Source organism: Streptomyces sp. NPDC038280 (assembly GCF_055600045.1).
The window spans coordinates 1-22384 of the sequence record NZ_JBVJYZ010000017.1 but is presented as its reverse complement, the minus strand read 5'-3'; the positions used below and the strand labels follow the sequence as shown (position 1 = coordinate 22384).

The window sequence follows — 22384 nt, the reverse complement described above, 5'->3', positions numbered from 1 at the left end:
GCGCCCTCTTCCCGCTACGGGAAGCGGCCCCGGCGCCTCCCTTCCCGCTACGGGAGGCGGCGCCGGGGCCTCCACCCACTCAAGCCGGCCCTCTCGGCGCCCGGCCGGCGTCAGACCCGGGCGTGGGTCGTGATGTCCGACTCGAACTGGGTGATCATCGCGGGCGTCACCGTCGGACGGCACTGGGCGATCGCCGCCAGATAGTCCTGGGTGCTCGCTCCGTACGCCCGCTCCTCGCCGAGCCGGGCGCCGACCGCCACCAGGTCGCGCTCGAACGAGCTCTGCGCCGCGATCCGGGCCGCGTGCTCGATGTCGGCCGGGGTGAACAGCTCGCTCGCCGCCACCAGCTCCGAGACGTCCACATCGGGGCGGCCGTCGGTGTACCGCGCCCAGATCGCGGCACGCGCCGCCTGGTCCGGTGTGCCGATCGGAATCAGGTAGTCGAACCTGCCGGGCCGCAGGAACGCCGGGTCCAGGGAGCGGATCGAGTTCGTGGCGCACACCAGCAGCCGCTCGTCGCGTTCCCGGAAGCCGGGTATCAGCTTGAGGAGCTCGTTGGTCACTCCGTGCATTCCGCCGGGCTGCGCCGGCTCGGTGCGGACCGGGGCGATCTCCTCGACCTCGTCGATGAAGACGAGGACCCGCTCCAGCTCGCCGATCCGGGCGAACGCGCTGCGCAGGGCGGCCGAGAGGTTCCCCTCGTCGGCCAGCCGCGACGGCAGGAGTTCGACGAACGGCCAGCCGAGCCGGGAGGCGATGCCCCGGGCGAAGGTGGTCTTGCCGGTTCCGGGCGGCCCGAAGAGGGCGATGGCACGCGGGGGCCGCACGCCGTGGCGCGCCGCGCGCTCCGGCTCGGCCAGCGGCAGGACGACTCGCCGCTCGATCAGGTCCTTCTCCGCCTCCATGCCGGCGACCTTGGCCCACAGGTCCTTGGGCAGGAACCGGCCGCCGAGGTCCTCCAGCAGGCTGGCCGAGGGTCCGTGGAGCGGCTCGACCTTCTCGAAGTACGCGACGGCCGGCTGGCGGGTGTAGCCCGCGTTGAGGAGCCCCTCGCCGAGCAGTTCCTCCTCGGGCAGCACGTACGCGATCCGGCCGACCCGTGCCGCGACCAGCCGGCGCTCCAGCTCCACCAGCAGCGCGCTGGCCAGGCCCCGCCCGCGCCAGGCGGACGAGATGGCGATCCGCATCACCCAGGCGCGCTCGCCCGCCACGCAGGCGAGCGCGGCCCCGATGGGGACGCCCTGGTGAACGGCGACCACGGCGGGCTGCCGGGAGGTGAGTGCGCCGATGCATTCGGCGAGCGAGAAGACCGACTCCTGGCCGAGCTCGGCCGTGGTGTCGATGAGGTGGACGACGGCCGCGAGATCGCTCTCGCGGTAGTCGTGGATGAGCCAGTTCACCGGTACCGCCCCTCGTTCGTACTGTTCCGGTGAGGCTAGGGGCGGGGGCGCGCCGGGGCTCCTGCCACCGTGCACAATCGGCGGCCGGAAACTCTACGTTCCGGCTCTAGGCAGACGAGGGGCGTCCCCGGCCGGGCGGCTGCTCAGCTCCCGCCGGGTCGGTTCTCCGGTCAGCTCCCGGTCAGCTCTCCAGGGCCATCCGGACGCCGAGGAGCAGCAGGACGCCGCCAGAGATCTGTTCCAGCCGCTTGCGGACGTTCGCACGGGAGATGATCGCCTTCATTCGACCGACAAACCAGACATAAAACCCGTAATAACCGATCTCAAAGACGGCCCAGACCGCCGCGAGGCCGATCATCGTCGGCAGCTGGGACGACCCGGTCGGCACGAACTGCGGCAGGAACGACATCGCGAACACCGCGGCCTTTGGGTTGGCGAGGTTCAGCAGCAGACCCGAGCGGTACGACGACCAGCCCGAACGCGCGACCGCCTCCTCGTCGGTCGCCCGCGCCTCCGAACCGCGCCGCGCCGCCAGCAGGGTCTGTACGCCGAAGACGATCAGGACGGCCGCGCCCACGATTCGCATGACGTCGTACGCGAGCTGCGAGGCGGCGAGCAGCGCGGTCAGCCCGAGGGCCGCGACCACACCCCAGACGAACACCCCCGTCTCATTGCCCAGCACGGTCAGGAAACCGGCCCGTCTGCTGTGCAGCGACTGCCTGATGATCAGTACCGTGCTCGGGCCCGGCGACGCCGCGATCAGGGCGCAGGCCCCGAGAAAGGGGAGAAGGGTGCTCGGCATGGGCCCATCGTGGGCCGCGTTCTCCGGGCATGTCCACCGTGTTTGCCGGTCCGCGGGGTCCTTCGGCGCTCGCGGGTCCGTGGTGCCGCCCGGCCGACCGTGCCGGCCGGGCCGGGCCCGCCCGGAGGATGCGTGCGGGCCCGGCCCGGCTCAGCTCCGGTGTACGACCTCCCCGCCGACCACCGCGATCTCGGTGACCGTGCCGGGGATGTCCTCGGGCGCGGAGCTCAGGATGTCCCGGGACAGCACCACGAAGTCGGCGAGCTTGCCCACGGTCAGCGAACCGCGTTCGGTCTCCAGGAAGTTGGCGTAGGCGGAGCCCATCGTGTAGGCGCGCACGGCGGTCTCCACATCCACCGTTTCGGCGGGCTGCCACGGCTCGCCGCCGCCCAGCGGGCGGCGGGTGACGGCCGTGTAGATACCCACCATCGGGTCCATCTCGGCGACGTTCCAGTCGCTGGAGAAGGCGAGGACCGCCCCGGCCTCGTGCAGGCCGCGCATCGGCCATGCCTTGTGCCAGCGGTCCACGCCGACGTTCTCGGCCCAGTCCTGGCCGGGACCCGCGATCTCGGGGGCGCAGTGCCTCGGCTGCATGCAGGCGACCACGCCCAGCTCCGCGAAGCGCGGGGTGTCGGCGGGGTCCAGGCATTCGACGTGCACCACCTGATGGCGCGCGTCGCGCGGGCCGTTGACCCGGCGTGCGTGCGCGACGGCGTCGAGGACGGTGCGGATGCCCCGGTCGCCGGTGGCGTGCACGAAGCACTGGAATCCCCGCGCGTCCAGGTCGGCGAGGAGCCCGGCGAACTCCTCCGCCGGGTAGAAGGTCTCGCCCCGGTGGTGGCCGCACCCCGCGTACGGTTCGAGCAGCGCGGCCGTACGCGGCTCGACGACATCGTCGATGTACAGCTTGAGCGGGCCGACCCGCAGCCGGTCGTCGTTGAAGCGCTGTGCCGCGGCCGTGAAGTCGTCCAGGTCGGTGTCCGTGGTGCCGCGCGGGTGGAACAGCGCCGCGACGATCCTGGACCGCAGCCGGCCCTCGGCCCGCGCCCGCTCGAAGAGGGCGAGGTCGTCGAGGGAGTTCTGCGGCTCGACCACGGTGGTGATGCCGTAGCGGATGGCGTCGTCGAGGCTCTTGGCGAGTCGCCCGTACTGCCGGTCGGGGGACGCCCATGGCACGCCCAGCTCCCGCAGGGCCCGGTGGCCGTCCCGGGAGAGCCCCTTGACGGCGAAGTCCTTGATGAAGCCGGTGGGTTCGCCCGTCTCCGGGTCCGTCTCCGCCTCGCCGAAGGGCAGACTCGTACGGTCACGTGTCACACCGAGACGGTGCAGTGCCACCGTGTTCAGCCACGCGGTATGGACGTCGTAGCTGAGGACAAAAGCCGGAGTGTCCCCCGTGACCGGGTCGAGATCGGACGCACGGGGCATGCGCCCGTTCCCGATCGCCGAGTAGTCGAACGCCTCGCCCTCGATCCACTCGGCATCCGGGTGCGCGGTGTGCCAGGCGCGGATCCGCTCGTGGATCCCGGCGAGCGTGCGCACCCCCGCGAGCTGTACGCACGCGTCGTCGGACCCGAGCCGGACATGGTTGTGCGCGTCGATGAAACCGGGCAGCACCAGCCGCCCGCCGGCCTCGATGACCTCGGTGTCCGGCCCCCTCCAGCGGCCGGCGTCGGCGTCCGCCCCCAGCCAGACGATCCGGCCGTCGCGCACGGCGAGCGCCTCGGCCTCCGGCAGCTCCGGGTCGACGGTATGAATGCGGGCGCCGGTGAGGACGAGGTCGGCGTTGGTGGTGCGGGTCATGGGATGTGCGCTCCGGTGGCGGTTCGGGTCGAGCGGGTGGTTCTGGCTGTGTGGCGGCGGTTCCTGGGGGGACTCCGGTCCGTCCGTGTACAGGTGGCCGCGCGGACGGCTCATGCGGCGGTTCGGGGCCGGGCCAGCGCCCAGTAGGTGAGCGCCGAGACCACGGAGCCGAGCAGGGTGAGGTCGGCGCCCCCGAGCGGGGCCACCAGCGGTCCGGTCCACAGCTCCGAATCGCAGGTGAGCGCCGCGAAGGCCATGCCGGTCAGCAGTGCGGCGATGCCCGCCGGGTGGTAGCCGGAGCGGTACCAGTAGGCGCCCGCGCGTCCCGCGTGCAGGGCGTTCGCGTCGTACCGGCAGCGCCGCAGCACCATGTCGGCGAGGAACACGCCGCCCCATGGCGCGAAGACGATGATCAGCAGGGAGAGGAAGGAGAGCAGCGACTCGGTGAAGTCGGTGAGGAACAGCGCGCCGAGGGAGCCGAGCGCGGTGACGACCGCGCTGATCACGATGGCCTTGGCCCGCGTCCACGGGATGCCGAGCACCTGCAGGTTCAGGCTGGACGAGTAGAGCGTGATGATCGAGTTGGTGACGCAGCCGCCGAGGACCAGCGCGAGGAACAGCGGCTGGAACCAGCCCGGCAGCAGCTTCTCGGTGCCCGCGACCGCGTCGGTCATGTCCGTCTGAGTGGCGGCCGCCACCCCCGCGACCCCCAGGGCGACGGAGGAGAGGAAGCCGCCGAGCGCCCCGCTCCAGGTGATCGCGCGGAGCGAGGTGGTCCGAGGCAGATAGCGGGTGTAGTCGGCGGGCATCGGTAGGTACGAGAAGGGGCCGGCCAGCATCACGACGAAGGCCAGGCTCCACCCGGAGGCACCCGGGGCCGCCGTGGGAGCGGCGGTGTCGGCGCCGGGCAGGAGGAAGACGAGCAGCGCGGCGAAGCCGACTGCCAGCACGTACGCCATCCAGCGCTCGGCGAATTGGACGGTCGCGTGTCCCCACATGGCGACCACGAAGGTCAGGGCCAGGGTGATCAGCAGGGCCAGAGCGCGTGCGGTGTCGCCTCCCTGCCATCCGAGGTCGGCGAAGAAGACCTCCAGCGCGAGGGTGCCGACCACGGTGTTGACGATGGTGTAGCCGATGCTGACGACCCAGTTGAGCACTCCGGCGGGAAGGTTGCCGAGGGTTCCGAAGGCGGCGCGGGAGATGACGAGGGTGGCGGTTCCGGTCCGGATGCCGCTGAGACCGGCCGCGCTGATGGCGAAGAAGGACAGCCCGCCGATGACGACGACGGCGGTGGCCTGCCAGAAGGACAGTCCGAAGGCAACGGCGAGGGCGCCGTTGATCACATAGGTGAAGGTGAGGTTGGAGCCGAACCAGAGCCAGAAGAGATCCTTGGCGCTGCCGTGCCGCTCCTCGTCGGGGATGGGGTCGATGCCGTGCGTCTCGACCCGGAACACCTCGTCGACGGCGGCTGTCTCCCGCCGGCCGAGTTCTGCTTCGGACTGACTCATTCTGCCGCCTTTGATCTTGAATGACGTTCTAACTCTTTGAATGGCATTCAAGATGAGGGGTGGATCCCGGCGGCGTCAAGACCTTCGCCGGGATAAGGTCTGGCCACGAAGAGCGGAGGGCGGGAGCAGTGGGCGGAGCGGCACGGCGGCGTGACGGGCAGGTCGCGCAGGAGCGCATGCTCGAAGAGGCCATGACGGCCATCGCCGAGGACGGTCTGGCCTCGCTGACCATGTCCGCCCTGGCCGAACGGCTCGGCACCAGCGGCGGCCACATCCTCTACTACTTCGGCAGCAAGGACCGGCTGCTGCTCGAGGCCCTGCGCTGGAGCGAGGCCGCCCTCACGGAGGAGCGCAAGGGGCTGCTGGGCCGGCGCCTGGGGGTGGAGCGCAAGCTCGATCTGTTCATCGAGCTGTATCTGCCGCGGGGCCCCCGCGATCCGCGCTGGACGCTGTGGATCGAGCTCTGGGCGCGGACGGCGTCCAACGAGGAGCTGCGCCGGGCGCAGGAGGAGATGGACCTGGGGTGGCAGCAGGACCTGGAGGCACTCCTTGGCAAAGGAGTCGCGCAGTCGCGCTTCGCGCCGGATCTGGACGTACCCGGCCGCGCCTCCGAACTCCTCGCCCTGCTGGACGGATTGAGCACCAGAGTCGTCCTCGGGCAGCGCGACGCCGACCGCCGCCGGGCCCTCGCCGCGGCGCGGTCGGCCGCCGCGCGGCTGATCGAGCGCGCCTGACCGCGCGCCGCACGGCGCACACCCGTTCGGCGGTACGGGGGAGGGGTCACGCGCCCCGGGGGGTACCCCACCGGATATGCCTCCCACTTCCCGAGGGCCGCGGCAGGGCGGCCCCGAGCGCGGACACTGGTTCCAGCGGCTCCATCGGCGCGCCCTCACGTCGGTCGTGGGGGTCGCCTGGAACCGCGGGCGCGAGATGGAGCTGATGCACCGGGCCATGGGTTTCGCGGCGCTCAGCCTCCTGACCCTCGTACCGCTGCTGATCGTGGTCGCCGCGGCCGACCTGGCCAGCGGGCAGGGCTTCGCCCGCTGGCTGGTGCAGGGGCTCGGGGTGTCCGAGGTCTCCCAGGAGGAGGTCGAGCGGCTGTTCGGGCGGTCGGAGCAGGCGCTCCAGCGGACCACGGCCTTCGGTCTCGCCGCGCTCGCCACCTTCGGGGTGACCTTCGGGTCCGCCGTGCAGACGGGCTACGAACGCGCGTGGGACCTGCCGACCGCGCGCTGGCACACGATGTGGCGGCATGTCGTCTGGCTGGCCGTACTCGTCGCGTCCCTGCTGCTCTTCGTCAACGCGCCCCCGGACGACGCGTCCTCCCTCTCGTCGCTCCTGGTGGCGGCGGGGGACGTCGTCGGTACGTTCTTCTTCTTCTGGTGGTCCCAGCGTCTGCTGCTCTGCGGGAGGATCCGCTGGCGCGCCCTCGCCCCCGGAGCCGCCGCGACGGCGCTCGGGCTGCTCGGACTGCGGATCTTCTCGCAGTTCGTCTTCTCGCCCCTGATCGCTTCGAACGCCGTGACCTATGGCCAGTTCGGGACGGTGCTGGTGCTGCAGTCGTGGCTGGTGGGGGTGGGCTTCGTCGTGTACGGAGGGGCCCTGGTCGGGCGTCTGATCCATGAGGCGCAGGTGAGGCGCCGACTGAACGTGGGGGCCGACGAGGAGTCCTGAGGCACCGAAGGACCCGTTTTTGCTTGTTCCTGCTTCAAGTGTGCCGCAACCGCGCACCTATTGACACTGTGTCCTCCCGGCGGCACCTTTCTGCGATACAGACCGCCTGCCCCTTCGGCGCGTCCGTGCCCGCTCGGCCCGTCCCCCAACCGGCCCACGGAGGCAGTCCATGACGCAGCCCGAAGCGGCGTCCCCAGCCGCGCCCGTCCCCCCAGCGCCCCCATCCGCGGACGCCACGCCGCCCGGCACGGCCCTACGCGCCCTTCTCGCGTTGCTCGTCACTCTGGCCACTCTCGTCACCGGGAGCGGTCTGCTCGCCGGCGCCTCTCCTGCGCGTGCCCAGGCCCCGAACCCCAAGCCACAGACCGTGCCCGCGCTCCAGGAGTGGACCGGCGGCACGGGCGGCTACACCTTCTCGGCCACCACGCGGATCGTCCGTGCCACCGCCCACGCCTCGGCCCTGGCGGGCACCAGCCAGACCTTCGCCGGCGACCTGGCCGATCTCACCGGATCCAGCCCCGTGCAGGTCGCCGGCACCGCCGCCGACCTCCGGGCCGGTGACATCTTCCTGACCCTCGGCTCCACGGACACCGTGCTCGGCGCCGAGGGCTACGCCCTCGCCATCGGCGACCGGATCACCGTCACCGCCCGCGCGGACGCCGGCGCCTTCTACGGCACCCGTAGCCTGCTGCAACTCCTCCGTCAGAGCCCGAACCTCCCGCAGGGCAGCGCACGCGACTGGCCGCTGAAGCCCGAGCGCGGCCTCATGGTCGACAACGGCCGCAAGTACTTCACCCCCCAGTGGCTGCGCGACCACGTCAAGGAACTGGCCTATCTCAAGCTCAACCAGCTGCACCTGCACCTGTCCGACAACCTGGGCTTCCGCATCGAGAGCGCCCGGCACCCCGAATACGTCTCGGCCCAGCACCTCACCAAGCAGGAGGTCACCGACCTCATCGCGCTCGCCGCCCGCTACAAGATCACTGTGGTGCCCGAGTTCGACGCGCCCGGCCACATGGACACCATCCTGGCCAAGCACCCCGACCTCAAGCTGGTCAGCAACACCGGCGCGGTGAACCACGGCTTCATCGACCTGTCGAAGGACGCCTCCTACGCACTCATCAAGGACATCATCGACGAGTACCTGCCGCTGTTCCCCGCGAAGTACTTCCACATCGGCGCCGACGAGTACGTCACCAACTACAGCGCCTACCCGCAGCTCCTCACCCACGCCCGGGCGAAGTACGGCGCGAACGCCAACGCCAAGGACGCCTACCTCGGCTTCATCAACTGGGCCAATGCCCTCGTCCGCGCCGCGGGCAGGACCACTCGTGTGTGGAACGACGGCATCGGGGGCGGAAGCGCCGTCACCGTCGACCCGAACGTCGTCATCGAGTTCTGGTACGACTACGGCCTCTCGCCGCAGGCCCACGTGAACAACGGCCATCTGATCTCCAACGAGAGCTGGGACCCCACCTACTACGTCCTCGGCGGAGCGAAGCCGAACACCACCTGGGGCTACGAGACCTGGACGCCGAACCGCTTCCAGGGGAACCAGGGCCTCGACGCCGCCTCGGCAGCGAAGAACCTCGGATCCAAGATCCATATCTGGTGCGACAACCCCGGAGCCGAGACCGAGACGCAGATCGCCGCCGGTATCAAGGATCCGCTGCGGATGCTCGCCCAGCAGACCTGGGGCTCGCCCAAGCCCGTGGCCACCTGGGCCGCGTACCGGTCGGTGATCGCCACCGTGGGCCGCAACCCCTCCTGGCCCGGTGCCGCTCAGCCCGGCAACCTCGCCCACGGCCGGCCGGTGACCGCCTCCAGTACGGAGACCCCCGCCTTCCCCGCCGCCCAGGCGGTCGACGGCGACTACGCCACCCGCTGGTCCAGCGCCTACGCCAACGGCGAATGGATCCAGGTGGACCTCGGCGGCATCCGCCCGATCGGCAGGGTGAAGCTCTCCTGGGAAGTCGCCTACGGCAAGGGCTACCTCATCCAGGCCTCCGCCGACGGAACGGCCTGGACCACGCTCCACACCACGACCGCCGGCGACGGTGGCACCGACGACCTCGGCGGCCTGAGCGGCTCCGGCCGCTATCTGCGGATGCAGGGCACCGCCCGCGGCACCGGCTATGGCTACTCCCTCTACGAGTTCGAGGTGTACGCGCCCACGACGGGCCCGGCCGCCCGCTCCCCGGGCGCGCCGCGCGCCGCCGCGACCACCTACCACCTGGACTGCGCGGCCGGCAGCGACGCCGCCGCGGGCACCTCCACCACGACCGCCTGGAAGTCCCTGGCCAAGGTCAGCGCCACCTCCTTCGCGGCGGGCGACACGATCCTGATCAGACGCGGCGCCACCTGCGCCGGGACCCTGGCTCCCAAGGGATCGGGAACCGTCGGCGCCCCCATCACCGTCGGCACCTACGGCACCGGGAGCAAACCGCTGATCGCCGCGGGAGGCGCCTCCCGCGCCGTGGTGCTGCGCAATCAGCAGGGCTGGGAGATCCGCGACCTGGAGATCACCAACAAGGGCGCGGCGGCGGGCAACCGGCGGGGGGTCTCGGTCGAACTCTCCGACTACGGCACCGGCAGCCACTACGTCCTGGAGAACCTCGACATCCACGACGTCAACGGCGACGACACCAAGGACCTCGGCGGCAGCGGGGGCATCTACTTCACCGTCGCCGGCACCGCGAAGCCCACCGCCTTCGACGGCATCACCCTGCGGAACAACACCGTGCGCGCCGTCGACCGCGAGGGCGTCTTCTTCGTCTCGACCTGGAACCGCTCGGGCTTCGAGACCCCCAGCGCCGGAACGTTCGTGCCCTGGCCCCGCGTCCTCATCACCGGCAACCAGCTCTCCGACCTCGGGGGCGACGGCATCGTCGCCGGCAACACCACCGGCGCCCTGATCGAGCACAACAAGGTCGACGGCTTCCAGAAGCGCTCAGCCGGATACAACGCCGGCATGTGGTCCTACGACTCCGACCACGCCGTCTTCCAGTTCAACGAGGCAACCGGCGGCCGGACCACCCGCGACGGCATGGCCTACGACGTCGACCAGGGCAGCGTGGGCACTCTCTTCCAGTACAACTACAGCCACGACAACGCGGGTGGCTTCCTGTTGCTCTGCAATGCCACCGGCGTCCTCACGTCCGCCGTCGTCCGGTACAACATCAGCCAGAACGACTCCTACCGGGGCGTCGAGAACTGCTCGGGCCCCATCGAGTCGGCGGACATCCACAACAACACGCTCTACGTCGGTCCCGGCATCAGCCAGTCGGTCCTCCAGGAGAACAACACCACCCGACGCAATGTCACCTTCCGGAACAACGTCGTGGTCAAGACCGGCAGCGGCACGGCCTCCATGACGCTCAGGGGAGGCGGATACTCACTCAGCCACAACATCCTCGTCCACATCTCCGGCGCCCCGGCGGGTGCGGGAACCACCGCCGACCCGCGCCTGTCCGGCCCCGGCACCGCGACGGACCGCGCCCACGCCGACGGCTACCGGCTGTGCCCCGGCTCGCCCGCCCTGGCGGCCGGCACCCCGGTCCCCGGCAACGGCGGCCGTGACTACTACGGCAACCCCGTCCCCGCGACCGGCGCACCGAACATCGGCGCGTACGGTGGCCCGGCCGTGACCTGCGCCGGACCACCCGTACCCCCCGGCACGTACACCATCGGCCTGTCCGCCACCCCGCGCGTGGCCGACGTCCCCGGCGGGTCCACGTCCACCGGGACCCGCCTGATCGTCTGGACCGCCCATGGGGGCGCCAACCAGCAGTGGACGCTCTCCGCCCAGCCCGATGGCAGTTACACCATGAAGAACGTCCGCTCCGGCCTCTGCGTGGACGTCGACGCCGATTCGGCGTCGCCCGGCGCCGCGATCATCCAGTGGACCTGCACCGGGAACGCCAACCAGCGCTGGCTGCTCACCCCCGCGGCCGGCGGCGCCCACACCGTCACCTCCCGCTCCAGCGGCCTCGCCCTCACAGCGGGCGGCACCGCCGACAACGCCCCGCTCACCCAGCAGCCCCCCTCCGGTGCCCCCACTCAGCTGTGGACATTCATCGTGTCCTGACGCCGCGCATGGAGGGTCCGCGCGACGCGTGGGCCCAGCCAGCGCTTGAACCTGCGCAGCGGCTCGAGCTGATCGGCCGCCCGGTCGATCCGGTAGTACAGCTGGGGCGGGATGTGGGGGAGCAGCGGCGAGTGCCTCTGACCGAGCAGCGCGAACATCCGCTCCGGGGCGAGGTGGATGTAGCGGGGCAGACTCTCGTACCACTGGGCGCTGTAGCGCGCGGCGCTCTGGACGGGCAGGAGCGCCGACCTGCGTTCCCGTTCGTACCGGGCGAGTGCCGGCCGCAGCTCGGCGCCGCCCCGCAGCGCGCCGGCCAGACAGATGGCGTCCTCAAGGGCGAGCGTGGTGCCCGCGCCGATCGAGTAGTGCGTGGTGTGCGCCGCGTCGCCGAGCAGGACGAGGTTGTCGCGGGACCAGGTGCGGTTCGTCAGCGTCGGGAAGCTGAGCCACTGGGCGCTGCCGCCGGGCTGCGCCCGGCCGGCCAGCCGGTGCCCGCCGAGCAACGAGGCGAAGAGCCGCTCCAGCAGGGCCAGACCGTCCGGCTCGTCGGCGGTGTCGAGTCCGAGACCCGCCCAGGTCTCCGGGGCGCACTCGACGACGCAGGTGCTCCCCTCCTCGCTGAACTTGTAGGCGTAGCACCAGATCCAGCCGTGCGCGGTCTCCACGAAGGCGAAGGTGAAGGCGTCGAAGACCTTCGTCGTGCCCAGCCAGACGTACTTGTTCGTGCCCCGTGCGATCCGGGAGCCGAAGTGCTCGGCGTAGCGCCGGCGCAGACCGCTGTTGACACCGTCGCAGGCGACGATCAGGTCGGCGTCGGGAAGGGGACCGTCGGGGGCGAACTCGCGATCGAACTCTACGCGCACGCCGAGGGACTGGGCCCGGTCGCCGAGGATCCGCAGCAGTCGGTGACGGCCGATGCCGAAGCCCTCGTCGCCATGATGCGTCGTCATGTTCTCGCCGACGTATGCGACGCCGTCGCTCCAGCGGACCGAACTCTCGCTGACGGCCCGCGCCGACACGGGGTCATGACGCTCGAGTTCCTCGAGCAGACCGGCCCAGTAGGTCACGCCCCAGCCGTATGTCGAACCGGCGGGGTTCCGTTCGTGGACGGTGATGTCATGGGACGGATCCTGCCGCTTCATCAGGATGGAGAAGTAGAGGCCGGCGGGCCCGCCACCGACACAGGCGACCTTCACAACGCGCTCCAGTTGATACTCACCGTATGCCACGGGCAACGGAGAGTATCACCCGAAATGGCACGCTTGAGCCGTCAATCACCCAGTGACACACTGAATGCGTGCGCCCCGGAACAGCGCGCACCCGGACACATGAAGACCCCGACCAGTCCCCTCCGGTCGGGGTCTTCGCCGTACGGCCGCCACGCGTCGCCGCGGCGGATGTCAGCTCGGCGGATTCGTGTCGCCCTCGCCCCGCGGAGCCTCGCCACCCGGAGCCTCCTTGGCATGCGGCGCATCGTTGCCGTGGCCCTTCAGCTGATGGGGGGTGAGCCGCGTCCCGTTGTCGGGAAACTCCGTCGACGAGTGACTTCCCGACTCCTCGATGTGAGCCTGATGGTTCGGCGCGTGGGGCTGCTCCTCCGGAAGCGGCGCCGGCGGCTCCTCGCGGCGCTTTCGCATTCCGAGCCAGACGGCACCGATGAGGATCGCCACGACCACCAGGCCCACGGTGAACTGCCCGGCGCCGTCGGTCCAGAACTCATTGGCCGCGAGGCCCCCGGACGCCATGTCGTGAAGTGCGCTCGTTGTGCTCATACCGATCGAATACCCGGACGGCCGCGACCCATGTGCCCCTGGCGGCCGAATGGCCGAGTGACTCCACTGTGACCTGCGGCGACTACGGTCCGCTACGGGGTGACCCAGGCGCGGCCCGGTACCCCTCGCAGGCCCACGGCGGCGGTGCGGTAGGACTTGATCACATCGCCACCCCCGCATCGCCGCTTCCCAGGAGGAACGTGTGTCACCGGTCACCATCGTCACAGGCGGCAGCCGAGGCATCGGCGCGGCCACATGCGTCCGTCTGGCGGCCGACGGGCACGATCTGGTCCTCGGGTACGTCAGTGACGGCGCGGCCGCCGAGGCGACCGCTGAAGCGGTGCGGGCGGCGGGCGCGCGCTGCGTGACCGTCCGCGTGGACACCGCCGACGAGACCGGGGTCGAGCGGCTCTTCGACATCGCCGCGACCGAGCTCGGACAGCTCACCGGCCTCGTCAACAACGCCGGTGTCACCGGGCCGCTGGGCAGGCTCGCCGACGCCCGTACCGAGGATCTGCGACGGGTGGTGGAGGTCAACCTCCTGGGCTATCTGCTGTGCTGCCGCCGCGCTGCCCGCGACATGGCCGCGCACGGCTCCGGCGCGATCGTCAACATCTCCTCGGCCGCGGCGACCCTCGGCAGCCCCGGCGACTACGTCCACTACGCGGCGACCAAGGCGGCCACCGACGCCCTGACCATCGGCCTGTCCAAGGAGCTCGGCCCGGACGGCATCCGGGTCAACGCCGTCGCCCCCGGCATCATCGACACCGACATGCACGCCACCATGGGCGACCCCGGCCGCCCCGCCAGGGCGGCCTCCGGAATCCCGCTCGGCCGCCCGGGTGAACCCTCCGAGATCGCCGCCGCCGTCGCCTGGCTGCTGTCCGACGACGCCTCCTACACCACGGGGACGGTGCTGAGAGTGGCCGGCGGCCGGTAGACCGCCGCGGATGCCGACGGCCCGTAGAGCGTCGGCGGCAGTACCGACCGTCGGTCGGACGCCACCGCCGGGAGTGCCGACCGCCGGTGGGCCCCATCAGGAGGGTCCACGACAACGCTTCGGCCGGCCACCAGTGTTGGCGGCACTCCCGGGCCGGGCACATGGACTTCCCGTACGTCCTCATGGACTCTTCGCGCCCGGACGCCGACGGTGCCCCGCCGCTCCACGCCGCCGACCCGGCACGATGCCCGGCAGCCGCCCGCCGGCCCCACGGCCAGCCGTTCGTGTCACGTACCGCACCTCTTCACACCGACGACACGCGTCCTTACTCTCCACTCGCTGCTCTTGGAACCCGCCAGGCCCATCGCCCCCCGACTCCCAAGAGGTCCCCACACACATGCCTGAACTCAATCGGCGCCGCTTCCTCCAGATCGCCGGCGCCACCGCCGGTTTCGCCGCCCTGCAGAACAGCATCGCCCGCGCCGCCGCGATCCCCGCGGCGCGGCAGTCCGGCACCCTCGCGGACGTCGAGCACATCGTCGTCCTCATGCAGGAGAACCGTTCCTTTGACCACTACTTCGGCAAGCTCAGGGGCGTCCGCGGCTTCGGTGACCCGCGCCCGGTGACGCTGCCGAGCGGCAAGTCGGTCTGGCACCAGTCCAACGGCACCAAGGACGTGCTGCCGTACCACCCCACGGCCGAGGACCTCGGCATGCAGTTCATCGCCGGCCTCAACCACGACTGGGCCGGCGGCCACAAGGCCTGGAACAAGGGCAAGTACGACCAGTGGATACCCGCGAAGTCGGCGGGCACCATGGCGTATCTGACCCGCGAGGACATCCCCTTCCACTACGCGCTCGCCGACGCGTTCACCATCTGCGACGCCTACCACTGTTCCTTCATCGGGGCGACCGACCCCAACCGCTACTACATGTGGACTGGTCACACGGGCAACGACGGCAAGGGCGGCGGCCCGGTCCTCGGCAACGAGGAGGCCGGATACAGCTGGACGACGTACCCCGAGCGCCTCGAACAGGCGGGCGTCTCCTGGAAGATCTACCAGGACATCGGCGACGGTCTCGACGCGGCGGGGCACTGGGGCTGGATCGAGGACGCCTACCGCGGCAACTACGGTGACAACTCACTGCTGTACTTCAACAACTACCGCAACGCCAAGCCCGGCGACCCGCTCTACGACAAGGCCCGCACCGGCACGAACGCCAAGGCCGGTGACGGACTCTTCGACCGCCTGCGGGCGGACGTCGCCGCCGGGACGCTGCCGAAGATCTCCTGGATCACCGCCCCCGAGGCCTTCAGCGAGCACCCCAACTGGCCCGCCAACTACGGCGCCTGGTACATCTCCCAGGTGCTGGACGCACTGACGTCCAACCCCGAGGTATGGAGCCGGACCGCCCTGTTCATCACCTACGACGAGAACGACGGCTACTTCGACCACGTCGTGCCGCCGTACCCGCCCGCCTCCGCCGCGCAGGGCCTGTCCACCGTGGCCACGACCCTGGACAACTTCGCGGGCAACTCCCGCTACGTCGCTGGGCCCTACGGCCTCGGCCAGCGCGTCCCGATGACGGTCGTCTCGCCGTGGAGCACCGGTGGCTACGTCTGCTCCGAGGTCTTCGACCACACCTCGATCATCCGCTTCATGGAGCGCCGCTTCGGCGTGACCGAGCCGAACATCTCGCCGTGGCGGCGCGCCATCTGCGGCGACCTCACCTCGGCCTTCGACTTCGGCCTTCAGAACGCCACGCCGGCGGCGCTCCCGGACACCGACGGATACCAGCCACCGGACCGTGAGCGGCACTCCAGCTACGTACCGGCGCCGCCCGCCAACCCGGCGCTGCCGGTCCAGGAGCCGGGCTCACGGCCGGCGCGCCCGCTGCCGTACGCGCTGCTCGTCGACGGGGCGTCGACCCCCGCCACGGGGAAGTTCACGCTCACCTTCGGCGCGGGCGCCGCGGCCGGAGCGTTCTTCCAGGTCACGGCCCCCAACCGGACCGACGGCCCCTGGACCTACACGGCCGGCGCCGGCAAGAGCGTCTCGGACACCTGGAACACCGCCTACTCGCAGGGGGTGTACGACCTCTCGGTGTTCGGTCCCAACGGGTTCCTGCGCACGTTCCGCGGGCCGGGCAAGACCGCCGGTCCCGAGGTCACCGCGCGCCACGACGGCGTGGCCGGCACGGTCGTCCTGACCATGAAGAACCCCGGCGCGACCGATGTGAACCTCACGGTGACCAACGCGTACGGCGGGTCCGGGCAGACGTTCAAGGTGGCCAGGGGCGCGACGGTGACCCACACGGTGGATCTGCGCGCGTCCCAGCGCTGGTACGACCTGTCGGTGGTCTCCGACGGGAACAGCACCTTCCTGCGCCGGTTCGCCGGACACGTCGAGACCGGCGCTCCCGGCGTGAGCGACCCGGCCCTCATCACCGGCTGACCCGTCGCGGCCGCACGCGTCTCTGCCCGGGGGCCCAGGTCCCCGGGCAGAAGCGTGCGACGACGCGTGCGGTCAGACGGCGATGACCTTGACTCCGGCGTCCGTGAGGTGGCGTACGGACTCCGGGGAGATCGCGGAGTCGGTGACCAGGATGTCGATCCGGTCCAGACCGCAGATCCTGGCGAAGGCGCGCTTGCCCATCTTGGACGAGTCGGTGACCACGATGACCCGGTGCGCGCGTTCGGCGAAGAGCCGGCTGATGCTGGCCTCGTCCTCCTGGTGGGCCATGGCGCCGAGCTGAGGGTCGACACCGTCGACGCCGAGGACGACGACATCGAGGACGACCTCGTTCAGCACCCCCACGGTCAGCGGGCCGACCAGTTCGTACGTCTGCGGACGCGCCACACCACCGGTGACCACGATCTTGATCTGCGGTCGCACGGCCAGCTCGCCGGCGATGTTGAGGGCGTTGGTGACCACCGTCAGCGCCGGGCCGGTGGGCACCGCGCCGGCCTCCCGCCGGCCGCTTCCGGCGCGCAGGGCGAGAGCCCGGGCCACCTCGGTCGTGGTCGTACCGCCGTTGAGCCCGACGACCTCGCCGTCGCCGACCAGATCGGCCACCGCCGCGGCGATCCGCTGCTTCTCGGACGCGTGGCGGGAGGACTTGTAGCGCAGCGGCAGCTCGTAGGAGACGCCCTGCGCGATCGCGCCACCCCGGGTGCGTACGAGCATCTGCTGCTCGGCGAGCTCGTCCAGGTCCCGTCGGATCGTCGCGGCGGACACGTCCAGAGTGGTCGCGGCCTCCTCGACCTCCAGTCGGCCGGTGGCGGCCAGCAGTTCCAGCAGTGCGCTCCACCGCTCGTGCTTCGACATGCGTCGGGACTCCTTACCGGGACGGGAGCGCCTTGCTCGGAGGTGAGTCTAATCATCACGCCACCGGGCGCCCGGCGTGCGCGAAACTGCACGCAGTAAACAGTTTGCGAGCAACTCTTGTCACGGGCGTGCGCAGCGTTGCAAGATTCGGGCCCTGAGCGCTGCCCACCCCTCGTGCCACTGATGCCACGAGAAGTCGGAGGTGAATGTGTCGGCCGCCGCGTCTGCCGCGCCCCACCCGGTCATGTCCCCGCCCTCTCCCACGCCCCCGCCCGACGACGGTCGGCCGACGGCGGGGAAACAGCGGTCGCGGCCCTCCCGCCGGCCGCTGCGCGAGCGGCTGCGGCGGGACCGCGCGCTGCTGCTGCTCTGCGTACCCGGAGTCCTCTACTTCGTGGTGTTCTTCTATCTGCCGCTCGCCGGCAACACCATCGCCTTCCAGGACTATCAGCCCTACCTCGGCTTCCAGGGCAGTCCCTTCGTCGGCTGGGCCAACTTCACCGCCCTGCTCCAGGAGCCCGAGTTCTGGACCGCCGTCGAGAACACCCTGGAGATCACCGCCGTCCAGCTGCTGCTCTACTTCCCCGCGCCCATCGCCCTCGCGCTGCTGCTCAACTCCCTGATCAGCGACCGGATCCGGCGCGTCATGCAGACCCTGGTCTACCTGCCGCACTTCCTGTCCTGGGTGGTGGTCGTCGCCATGTTCCAGCAGGTCCTCGGCGGCGCCGGCACCGTCAGCAGCCTCCTCAACGACCACGGCGTGTCCGTGGGCAACATCATGACCAACCCCGACACGTTCACCCTGCTCATCACCTCCCAGGTGATCTGGAAGGACGCCGGCTGGGGCGCGATCATCTTCCTCGCCGCGATGGCCTCCATCGACAACGGTCTGTACGAATCAGCGGCGATGGACGGCGCCGGATGGCTGCGCAGGATCTGGCACATCACCCTGCCGGGCATCCGCCCCACGATCGTCCTGCTGCTCATTCTGCGACTCGGGGACATCCTCTCGGTCGGCTTCGAACAGATCGTGCTGCAACGCGAGTCCGTCGGCGCCGACGCCTCGGAAGTGCTCGACACCTACGTCTACTTCCACGGCGTCGTCGACGGCGACTGGGGCATGTCCACCGCCGCCGGACTCATGAAGGGCGTCATCGGCTTCGCGCTGATCGTCGCCGCCAACAAGGTCGCCCACCGCCTGGGCGAACAGGGGGTCTACCGATGACCGCACTCTCCCCCTCCCGCCCGCCGTGGATGGAGAAGCCGCACTGGTACGGCCAGGGAGCCAAGGCACTGGTGCTCCTCGCCCTCACCGTCGCCGTGGGATACCCCTTCCTGCTGGCCTTCGGCACCAGCCTCGCGGGGAAGGCGGAACTCGCGGCCAACGGCGGCTACGTCCTCATCCCGCACCACCCCACCACGGAGGCCTACGAAGCCGTGCTCGCCGGCGGTGTCGTCACCCGGGCCGCCGTGGTCAGCGTCGGCGTCACCCTCGTCGGCACGGCGCTGAGCCTGCTCTGCACGGTCTGCCTCGCGTACGGACTGTCCCGGCCGGGCACGGTCGCCGGCAAACCGATCCTGTTCGTCGTGCTGGGCACGTTCCTCTTCACTCCCGGCATCATCCCCACCTACCTCGTGGTGGAGCAGCTCGGCCTCATCGACAGCTACGCCGCGCTGATCGTCCCGATCATGCTCAACGCCTTCAACATCATCGTGATCCGGGCGTTCTTCCAGTCCATCCCCGACGAGCTGTACGAGGCCGCACGGCTCGACGGAGCGGGAGAGCTGAGCATCCTCGTCCGGATCGTGCTGCCGCTGTCCAAGGCCGTGATCGCCGTCGTCGGCATGTTCTACGCCGTCACGTACTGGAACAACTTCTTCAACGGCATGCTCTACCTCAACGACTCGGCGAAGCTTCCCCTCCAACTGGTGCTGCGCTCCTACGTGTTGCAGGGCGACACCATCAACGCCAAGGCCATGGGCGTGGCCACGCTGCCGCCCTCCAGCTCCCTCCAGATGGCCGTACTGATCCTCGCCATCGTCCCGATCGTCGCCGTCTACCCCTTCCTCCAGAAGTACTTCGTCAAGGGCGTCCTCACCGGCGCCATCAAGGCCTGAACCTCCTGAGGAGAACCATGACTTCCCCGAGCATCAACCGGCGCGGTTTCCTCGGAGCCGTGGGTGCCGCGGGCCTGACGATCGCCGGCGGCGGAGCGCTCGCCTCCTGCGGCCCCGGCGGGACGCCCGGCAAGGGCGGCGCCGCCAAGTCGGCGAAGGTGAGGCTGCCGACGTACGTGCAGGCGAACGTCGCCGCACCCGACTTGGCCGGGAACACCGCCGGTCTCGACCCCGCCTATCTGCGCTACCCCACGAAGCTGACCCGTACGGTCGCCAAGGCACCGGGCGACGGCACCCCCGTCACGGCGCTCACGGAGACCTTCACCACCGCCGCCCCGGCCATGGACCGCAACACCTTTTGGCAGGAGCTCAACAAGCGGCTCGGTTCCGAGCTCAGAATGACGATCGTGAACGGACTCGGTTCCGACGACGTCTACCGCACCAAGTTCAACGCCATGGTGGCCGGCGACAGCGTCCCGGACCTCGTGTGGTTCACCCCGAACCAGGGCCTGAAGAACGTCCCGCAGATCCTCGAGGCCAAGTTCCACGACCTGACGCCCCACCTCTCGGGCGACGCGGTCAAGAAGTACCCGAACCTCGCCAACATCCCCGAGTTCGCCTGGAAGACCGCTGTGGTCGACGGCAGGATCTGGGGCACGGCCGTCCCCTACGGCCGCATGGGGCAGGTCTACGTCGCCAACACCGACTTCTGGAAGCCGGTCGGCGGCATCACCTTCGACAGCGCCGAGGACTTCCTCGCCAAGGGCAAGGAGCTCCTCGACACCCGGCGCAAGAAGTACGTCCTCGAACCGGCCTACTACAACCACATCCACATGTTCAGCCAGTGGTACGGCGCCCCGAACGCCTGGTCCCTGAAGAACGGCCGGCTCACCAGTCAGTTCGAGACGGACGAGTACCTCGCCGCCATCGAGTTCGCCCTCAAGTGCCGCCAGGCACAGCTGTTCTGGCCCGACCCCAATCTCCGCACCACCCTGGAGAAGCTCGAGGGCGGCTTCCTCGGCGCCCACGTCCAGTCCTTCCCCGGCTTCCTCGACGACAGCTCGATGTACGACTTCCCTATGGACGTCATCGTGCCCTTCGCGGCGCAGAGGGGAGCCAAGCCCGTCTACAACCTCGGGTACGGCTCCGTCGGCTTCACCGCCATCAGCAAGACCGCCGACAAGAAGCGCCTGCACATGCTCCTCGACGTCCTCAACTACCTCAACGCGCCCTTCGGCAGCGAGGAGCGGCTCTTCCTCGACAACGGCATCGAGGGCACCCACTACGAACGCACCAAGGACGGCGACATCAGGCTCACCGCCAAGGGCAACGGCGAGGTCCTCACCACCAACCAGGCCCTGATGTTCCTCGGCAACACCCCGCAGACCCTCTACCTCCCCGACGCCGCCCGGACCACCCGCCACATCCACGAGGTGGAGACCGCGCTGCTGAGGATGGCCCAGGCCAACCCCACCACCGGCCACTACTCCGACACCTACGCCCAGAAGTGGCAGTCCCTCCAGAACGAACTGAAACTCGACGTCGTCGACATCGTCGCCGGACGCAAGCCGCTGTCCTCCTACAAGGACACCGTGAAGAAGTTCCTGCGCACCGGCGGAGACGCGATCCGCGGCGAGTTCGAGGACGCGCTCGCGAAGGCCGAGTGAGCTCCGCCCACCACCGGAGAAGAGGACCATGGAAGACCTGCGCATAGGCGTCGTCGGGCTCGGGCTCCGGCGCAATCTGGCCACCGCCCTCCACCGCCCCGGCAGGGGCTCGGTCGTGGCGGCCGTCGCCGATGTCGACCCCGCCGTCCGCGCCGAGGTGCCCGGCCTGTACGAGGGGGCGGTGGCCGTCGCCGACCACCGCCGCCTGCTCGACGACGACCGCATCGACGCCGTCGTCGTCGCCACCCCCGACGACACCCACGAAACCGTCGCCCGCGACGCCCTGGTGGCGGGCAGGACGGTCTACGTCGAGAAGCCGCTCGGGATCACCGTCGAGCAGTGCGACACCATCCTGCGCACCGCCCACAAGACCGGCACCAGGCTCTACGTCGGTCACAACATGCGGCACATGGGCGTCGTCCGCCTCATGCGGGACATCATCGCCCGTGGTGACATCGGCGAGCCGAAGACCGTCTGGGTGCGGCACTTCGTCTCCTACGGCGGCGACTACTACTTCAAGGACTGGCACGCCGACCGGCGCCGCACCACCGGGCTGCTCCTGCAGAAGGCCGCGCACGACATCGACGTGGTGCACTGGCTGGCGGGCGGCTACACCAGCCGCGTCAACGCCCTGGGCGATCTGATGCTCTACGGCGACCTGCCCCGGCGCGCGCCGGACACCCCGCGCCCGGCCGGCTGGCTGCGCGAGTTCGACTGGCCGCCGGCCACGCGCAAGGACCTCCACCACGTCGTGGACGTCGAGGACGTGTCGGTGATGAACATGCGCCTCGACAACGGCGTCCTCGCCGCGTACCAGCAGTGCCACTTCAGCCCGGACTACTTCCGCAACTACACCGTCATCGGCACCGAGGGCCGGCTGGAGAACTTCGGCGACCGCCCCGGCGACGAGGTACGCGTCTGGAACACCGGCCCGTCCGCCTACCGACCGGACGCGGACGCCGTCCACCGGGTGCCCGACGCGGAGGGCTCGCACGGCGGCGCGGACGACCGGATCGTGGAGGAGTTCTGCCGCTTCGCGCGCGACGGCGGAACCACCGACACCTCGCCCGTGGCCGCGCGCATGAGCGTGGCGGCGGGGGAGATGGCCACACGTTCGCTGCGCGAGGGCGGCATGCCGTACGACGTTCCGGCACTCGACCCCGAGCTGGTGGCCTACTTCACCGCCGGTCAGCGCTAGGTGTATTGATCACGAGCGTTGTTGACAGTCGCGGGTCTTGATCATGGCGAAGACCTCCGGTGTGGTGGAGCTGTCTAGGAACACACCACG

Annotated in this window: 16 protein-coding genes; 9 read left to right on the top strand and 7 right to left on the bottom strand. The window is 70.3% G+C overall.

What is annotated here, in order from left to right; genetic code table 11:
* Nucleotides 1–110: 110 nt before the first annotated feature.
* The 4 genes from ACZ7J0_RS27420 to ACZ7J0_RS27405 all read right to left on the bottom strand — a co-directional run bounded on the left by ACZ7J0_RS27420 (nt 111) and on the right by ACZ7J0_RS27405 (nt 5510).
* Nucleotides 111–1400 (bottom strand): ATP-binding protein, encoded by a 1290-nt coding sequence (locus ACZ7J0_RS27420; RefSeq protein ID WP_470891689.1) that lies wholly within the window; start codon nt 1398–1400, stop codon nt 111–113.
* Nucleotides 1401–1581: 181 nt separating this feature from the next.
* On the bottom strand, nt 1582–2202 hold the full coding sequence (locus ACZ7J0_RS27415; RefSeq protein WP_470891687.1) for a LysE family translocator: 621 nt from the start codon (nt 2200–2202) through the stop codon (nt 1582–1584).
* A 150-nt stretch (nt 2203–2352) separates the two neighbouring features.
* A complete protein-coding gene (locus tag ACZ7J0_RS27410; protein ID WP_470891685.1) occupies nt 2353–4002 on the bottom strand; it encodes an amidohydrolase in 1650 nt (549 codons plus the stop codon).
* Between the two features lie 110 nt (nt 4003–4112).
* A complete protein-coding gene (locus ACZ7J0_RS27405; protein ID WP_470891683.1) occupies nt 4113–5510 on the bottom strand; it encodes a purine-cytosine permease family protein in 1398 nt (465 codons plus the stop codon).
* 176 nt (nt 5511–5686) lie between these two features.
* Here ACZ7J0_RS27405 and ACZ7J0_RS27400 point away from each other — a divergent pair, with 176 nt between their 5' ends.
* The 3 genes from ACZ7J0_RS27400 (at nt 5687) to ACZ7J0_RS27390 (ending at nt 11271) form a co-directional block, all read left to right on the top strand.
* Nucleotides 5687–6244, top strand: coding sequence for a TetR/AcrR family transcriptional regulator (locus ACZ7J0_RS27400; RefSeq protein WP_470891681.1), 558 nt, complete (start codon nt 5687–5689; stop codon nt 6242–6244).
* Nucleotides 6245–6320: 76 nt separating this feature from the next.
* Nucleotides 6321–7184 carry a YhjD/YihY/BrkB family envelope integrity protein gene (locus tag ACZ7J0_RS27395; RefSeq protein ID WP_470891679.1) on the top strand — a complete coding sequence of 288 codons (864 nt, stop codon included), beginning with the start codon at nt 6321–6323 and terminating at the stop codon, nt 7182–7184.
* Between the two features lie 169 nt (nt 7185–7353).
* Complete coding sequence (locus ACZ7J0_RS27390; protein WP_470891677.1) at nt 7354–11271, top strand: RICIN domain-containing protein; 3918 nt, start codon at nt 7354–7356, stop codon at nt 11269–11271.
* Here the strand turns inward: ACZ7J0_RS27390 and ACZ7J0_RS27385 are convergent.
* Together ACZ7J0_RS27385 and ACZ7J0_RS27380 are read right to left on the bottom strand one after the other, a co-directional pair.
* Nucleotides 11244–12467: an FAD-dependent monooxygenase gene (locus ACZ7J0_RS27385; RefSeq protein ID WP_470891887.1), complete on the bottom strand. Its 1224-nt coding sequence runs from the start codon at nt 12465–12467 to the stop codon at nt 11244–11246. The two genes, ACZ7J0_RS27390 and ACZ7J0_RS27385, sit on opposite strands and share 28 nt — an antisense overlap.
* 204 nt (nt 12468–12671) lie before the next feature.
* Nucleotides 12672–13043, bottom strand: a complete 372-nt coding sequence (locus ACZ7J0_RS27380; RefSeq protein WP_470891675.1) for a DUF6479 family protein — start codon at nt 13041–13043, stop codon at nt 12672–12674.
* 202 nt (nt 13044–13245) lie between these two features.
* Here ACZ7J0_RS27380 and ACZ7J0_RS27375 point away from each other — a divergent pair, with 202 nt between their 5' ends.
* Both ACZ7J0_RS27375 and ACZ7J0_RS27370 read left to right on the top strand, forming a co-directional pair.
* Entirely contained in the window at nt 13246–13983 is a 738-nt protein-coding gene (locus ACZ7J0_RS27375; RefSeq protein ID WP_470891673.1) for an SDR family NAD(P)-dependent oxidoreductase, read from the top strand.
* Between the two features lie 397 nt (nt 13984–14380).
* Nucleotides 14381–16438, top strand: a complete 2058-nt coding sequence (locus ACZ7J0_RS27370; protein WP_470891671.1) for a phosphocholine-specific phospholipase C — start codon at nt 14381–14383, stop codon at nt 16436–16438.
* Between the two features lie 72 nt (nt 16439–16510).
* On the opposite strand, the gene ACZ7J0_RS27365 is transcribed toward ACZ7J0_RS27370, so the two are convergent.
* Nucleotides 16511–17311: a DeoR/GlpR family DNA-binding transcription regulator gene (locus ACZ7J0_RS27365; protein ID WP_468713289.1), complete on the bottom strand. Its 801-nt coding sequence runs from the start codon at nt 17309–17311 to the stop codon at nt 16511–16513.
* 244 nt (nt 17312–17555) lie between these two features.
* On the opposite strand from ACZ7J0_RS27365, the gene ACZ7J0_RS27360 reads away from it, so the two are divergent.
* The 4 genes from ACZ7J0_RS27360 to ACZ7J0_RS27345 are packed head-to-tail and all read left to right on the top strand — an operon-like array spanning nt 17556 to nt 22294.
* On the top strand, nt 17556–18536 hold the full coding sequence (locus ACZ7J0_RS27360; protein WP_470891885.1) for an ABC transporter permease: 981 nt from the start codon (nt 17556–17558) through the stop codon (nt 18534–18536).
* The gene (locus ACZ7J0_RS27355) at nt 18533–19429 is read left to right on the top strand and encodes a carbohydrate ABC transporter permease (protein ID WP_470891669.1); all 897 of its coding nucleotides are present in this window, start codon (nt 18533–18535) and stop codon (nt 19427–19429) included. Before ACZ7J0_RS27360 ends, ACZ7J0_RS27355 begins: the two co-directional genes overlap by 4 nt.
* A 17-nt stretch (nt 19430–19446) precedes the next feature.
* On the top strand, nt 19447–21096 hold the full coding sequence (locus ACZ7J0_RS27350; RefSeq protein ID WP_470891667.1) for a type 2 periplasmic-binding domain-containing protein: 1650 nt from the start codon (nt 19447–19449) through the stop codon (nt 21094–21096).
* 28 nt (nt 21097–21124) lie between these two features.
* Nucleotides 21125–22294, top strand: coding sequence for a Gfo/Idh/MocA family protein (locus tag ACZ7J0_RS27345; RefSeq protein WP_470891665.1), 1170 nt, complete (start codon nt 21125–21127; stop codon nt 22292–22294).
* The last annotated feature ends 90 nt before the right edge of the window (nt 22295–22384 follow it).

Excerpts from the sequence above, each read along its gene's own strand:
- ACZ7J0_RS27345 (WP_470891665.1), top strand. The coding sequence starts at position 21,125 with ATGGAAGACCTGCGCATAGGCGTCGTCGGGCTCGGGCTCCGGCGCAAT.
- ACZ7J0_RS27415 (WP_470891687.1), bottom strand. The coding sequence starts at position 2,202 with ATGCCGAGCACCCTTCTCCCCTTTCTCGGGGCCTGCGCCCTGATCGCG.
- ACZ7J0_RS27390 (WP_470891677.1), top strand. The coding sequence starts at position 7,354 with ATGACGCAGCCCGAAGCGGCGTCCCCAGCCGCGCCCGTCCCCCCAGCG.
- ACZ7J0_RS27370 (WP_470891671.1), top strand. The coding sequence starts at position 14,381 with ATGCCTGAACTCAATCGGCGCCGCTTCCTCCAGATCGCCGGCGCCACC.
- ACZ7J0_RS27365 (WP_468713289.1), bottom strand. The coding sequence starts at position 17,311 with ATGTCGAAGCACGAGCGGTGGAGCGCACTGCTGGAACTGCTGGCCGCC.
- ACZ7J0_RS27400 (WP_470891681.1), top strand. The coding sequence starts at position 5,687 with ATGCTCGAAGAGGCCATGACGGCCATCGCCGAGGACGGTCTGGCCTCG.
- ACZ7J0_RS27355 (WP_470891669.1), top strand. The coding sequence starts at position 18,533 with ATGACCGCACTCTCCCCCTCCCGCCCGCCGTGGATGGAGAAGCCGCAC.
- ACZ7J0_RS27360 (WP_470891885.1), top strand. The coding sequence starts at position 17,556 with ATGTCCCCGCCCTCTCCCACGCCCCCGCCCGACGACGGTCGGCCGACG.
- ACZ7J0_RS27395 (WP_470891679.1), top strand. The coding sequence starts at position 6,321 with ATGCCTCCCACTTCCCGAGGGCCGCGGCAGGGCGGCCCCGAGCGCGGA.
- ACZ7J0_RS27405 (WP_470891683.1), bottom strand. The coding sequence starts at position 5,510 with ATGAGTCAGTCCGAAGCAGAACTCGGCCGGCGGGAGACAGCCGCCGTC.
- ACZ7J0_RS27410 (WP_470891685.1), bottom strand. The coding sequence starts at position 4,002 with ATGACCCGCACCACCAACGCCGACCTCGTCCTCACCGGCGCCCGCATT.
- ACZ7J0_RS27380 (WP_470891675.1), bottom strand. The coding sequence starts at position 13,043 with ATGAGCACAACGAGCGCACTTCACGACATGGCGTCCGGGGGCCTCGCG.
- ACZ7J0_RS27350 (WP_470891667.1), top strand. The coding sequence starts at position 19,447 with ATGACTTCCCCGAGCATCAACCGGCGCGGTTTCCTCGGAGCCGTGGGT.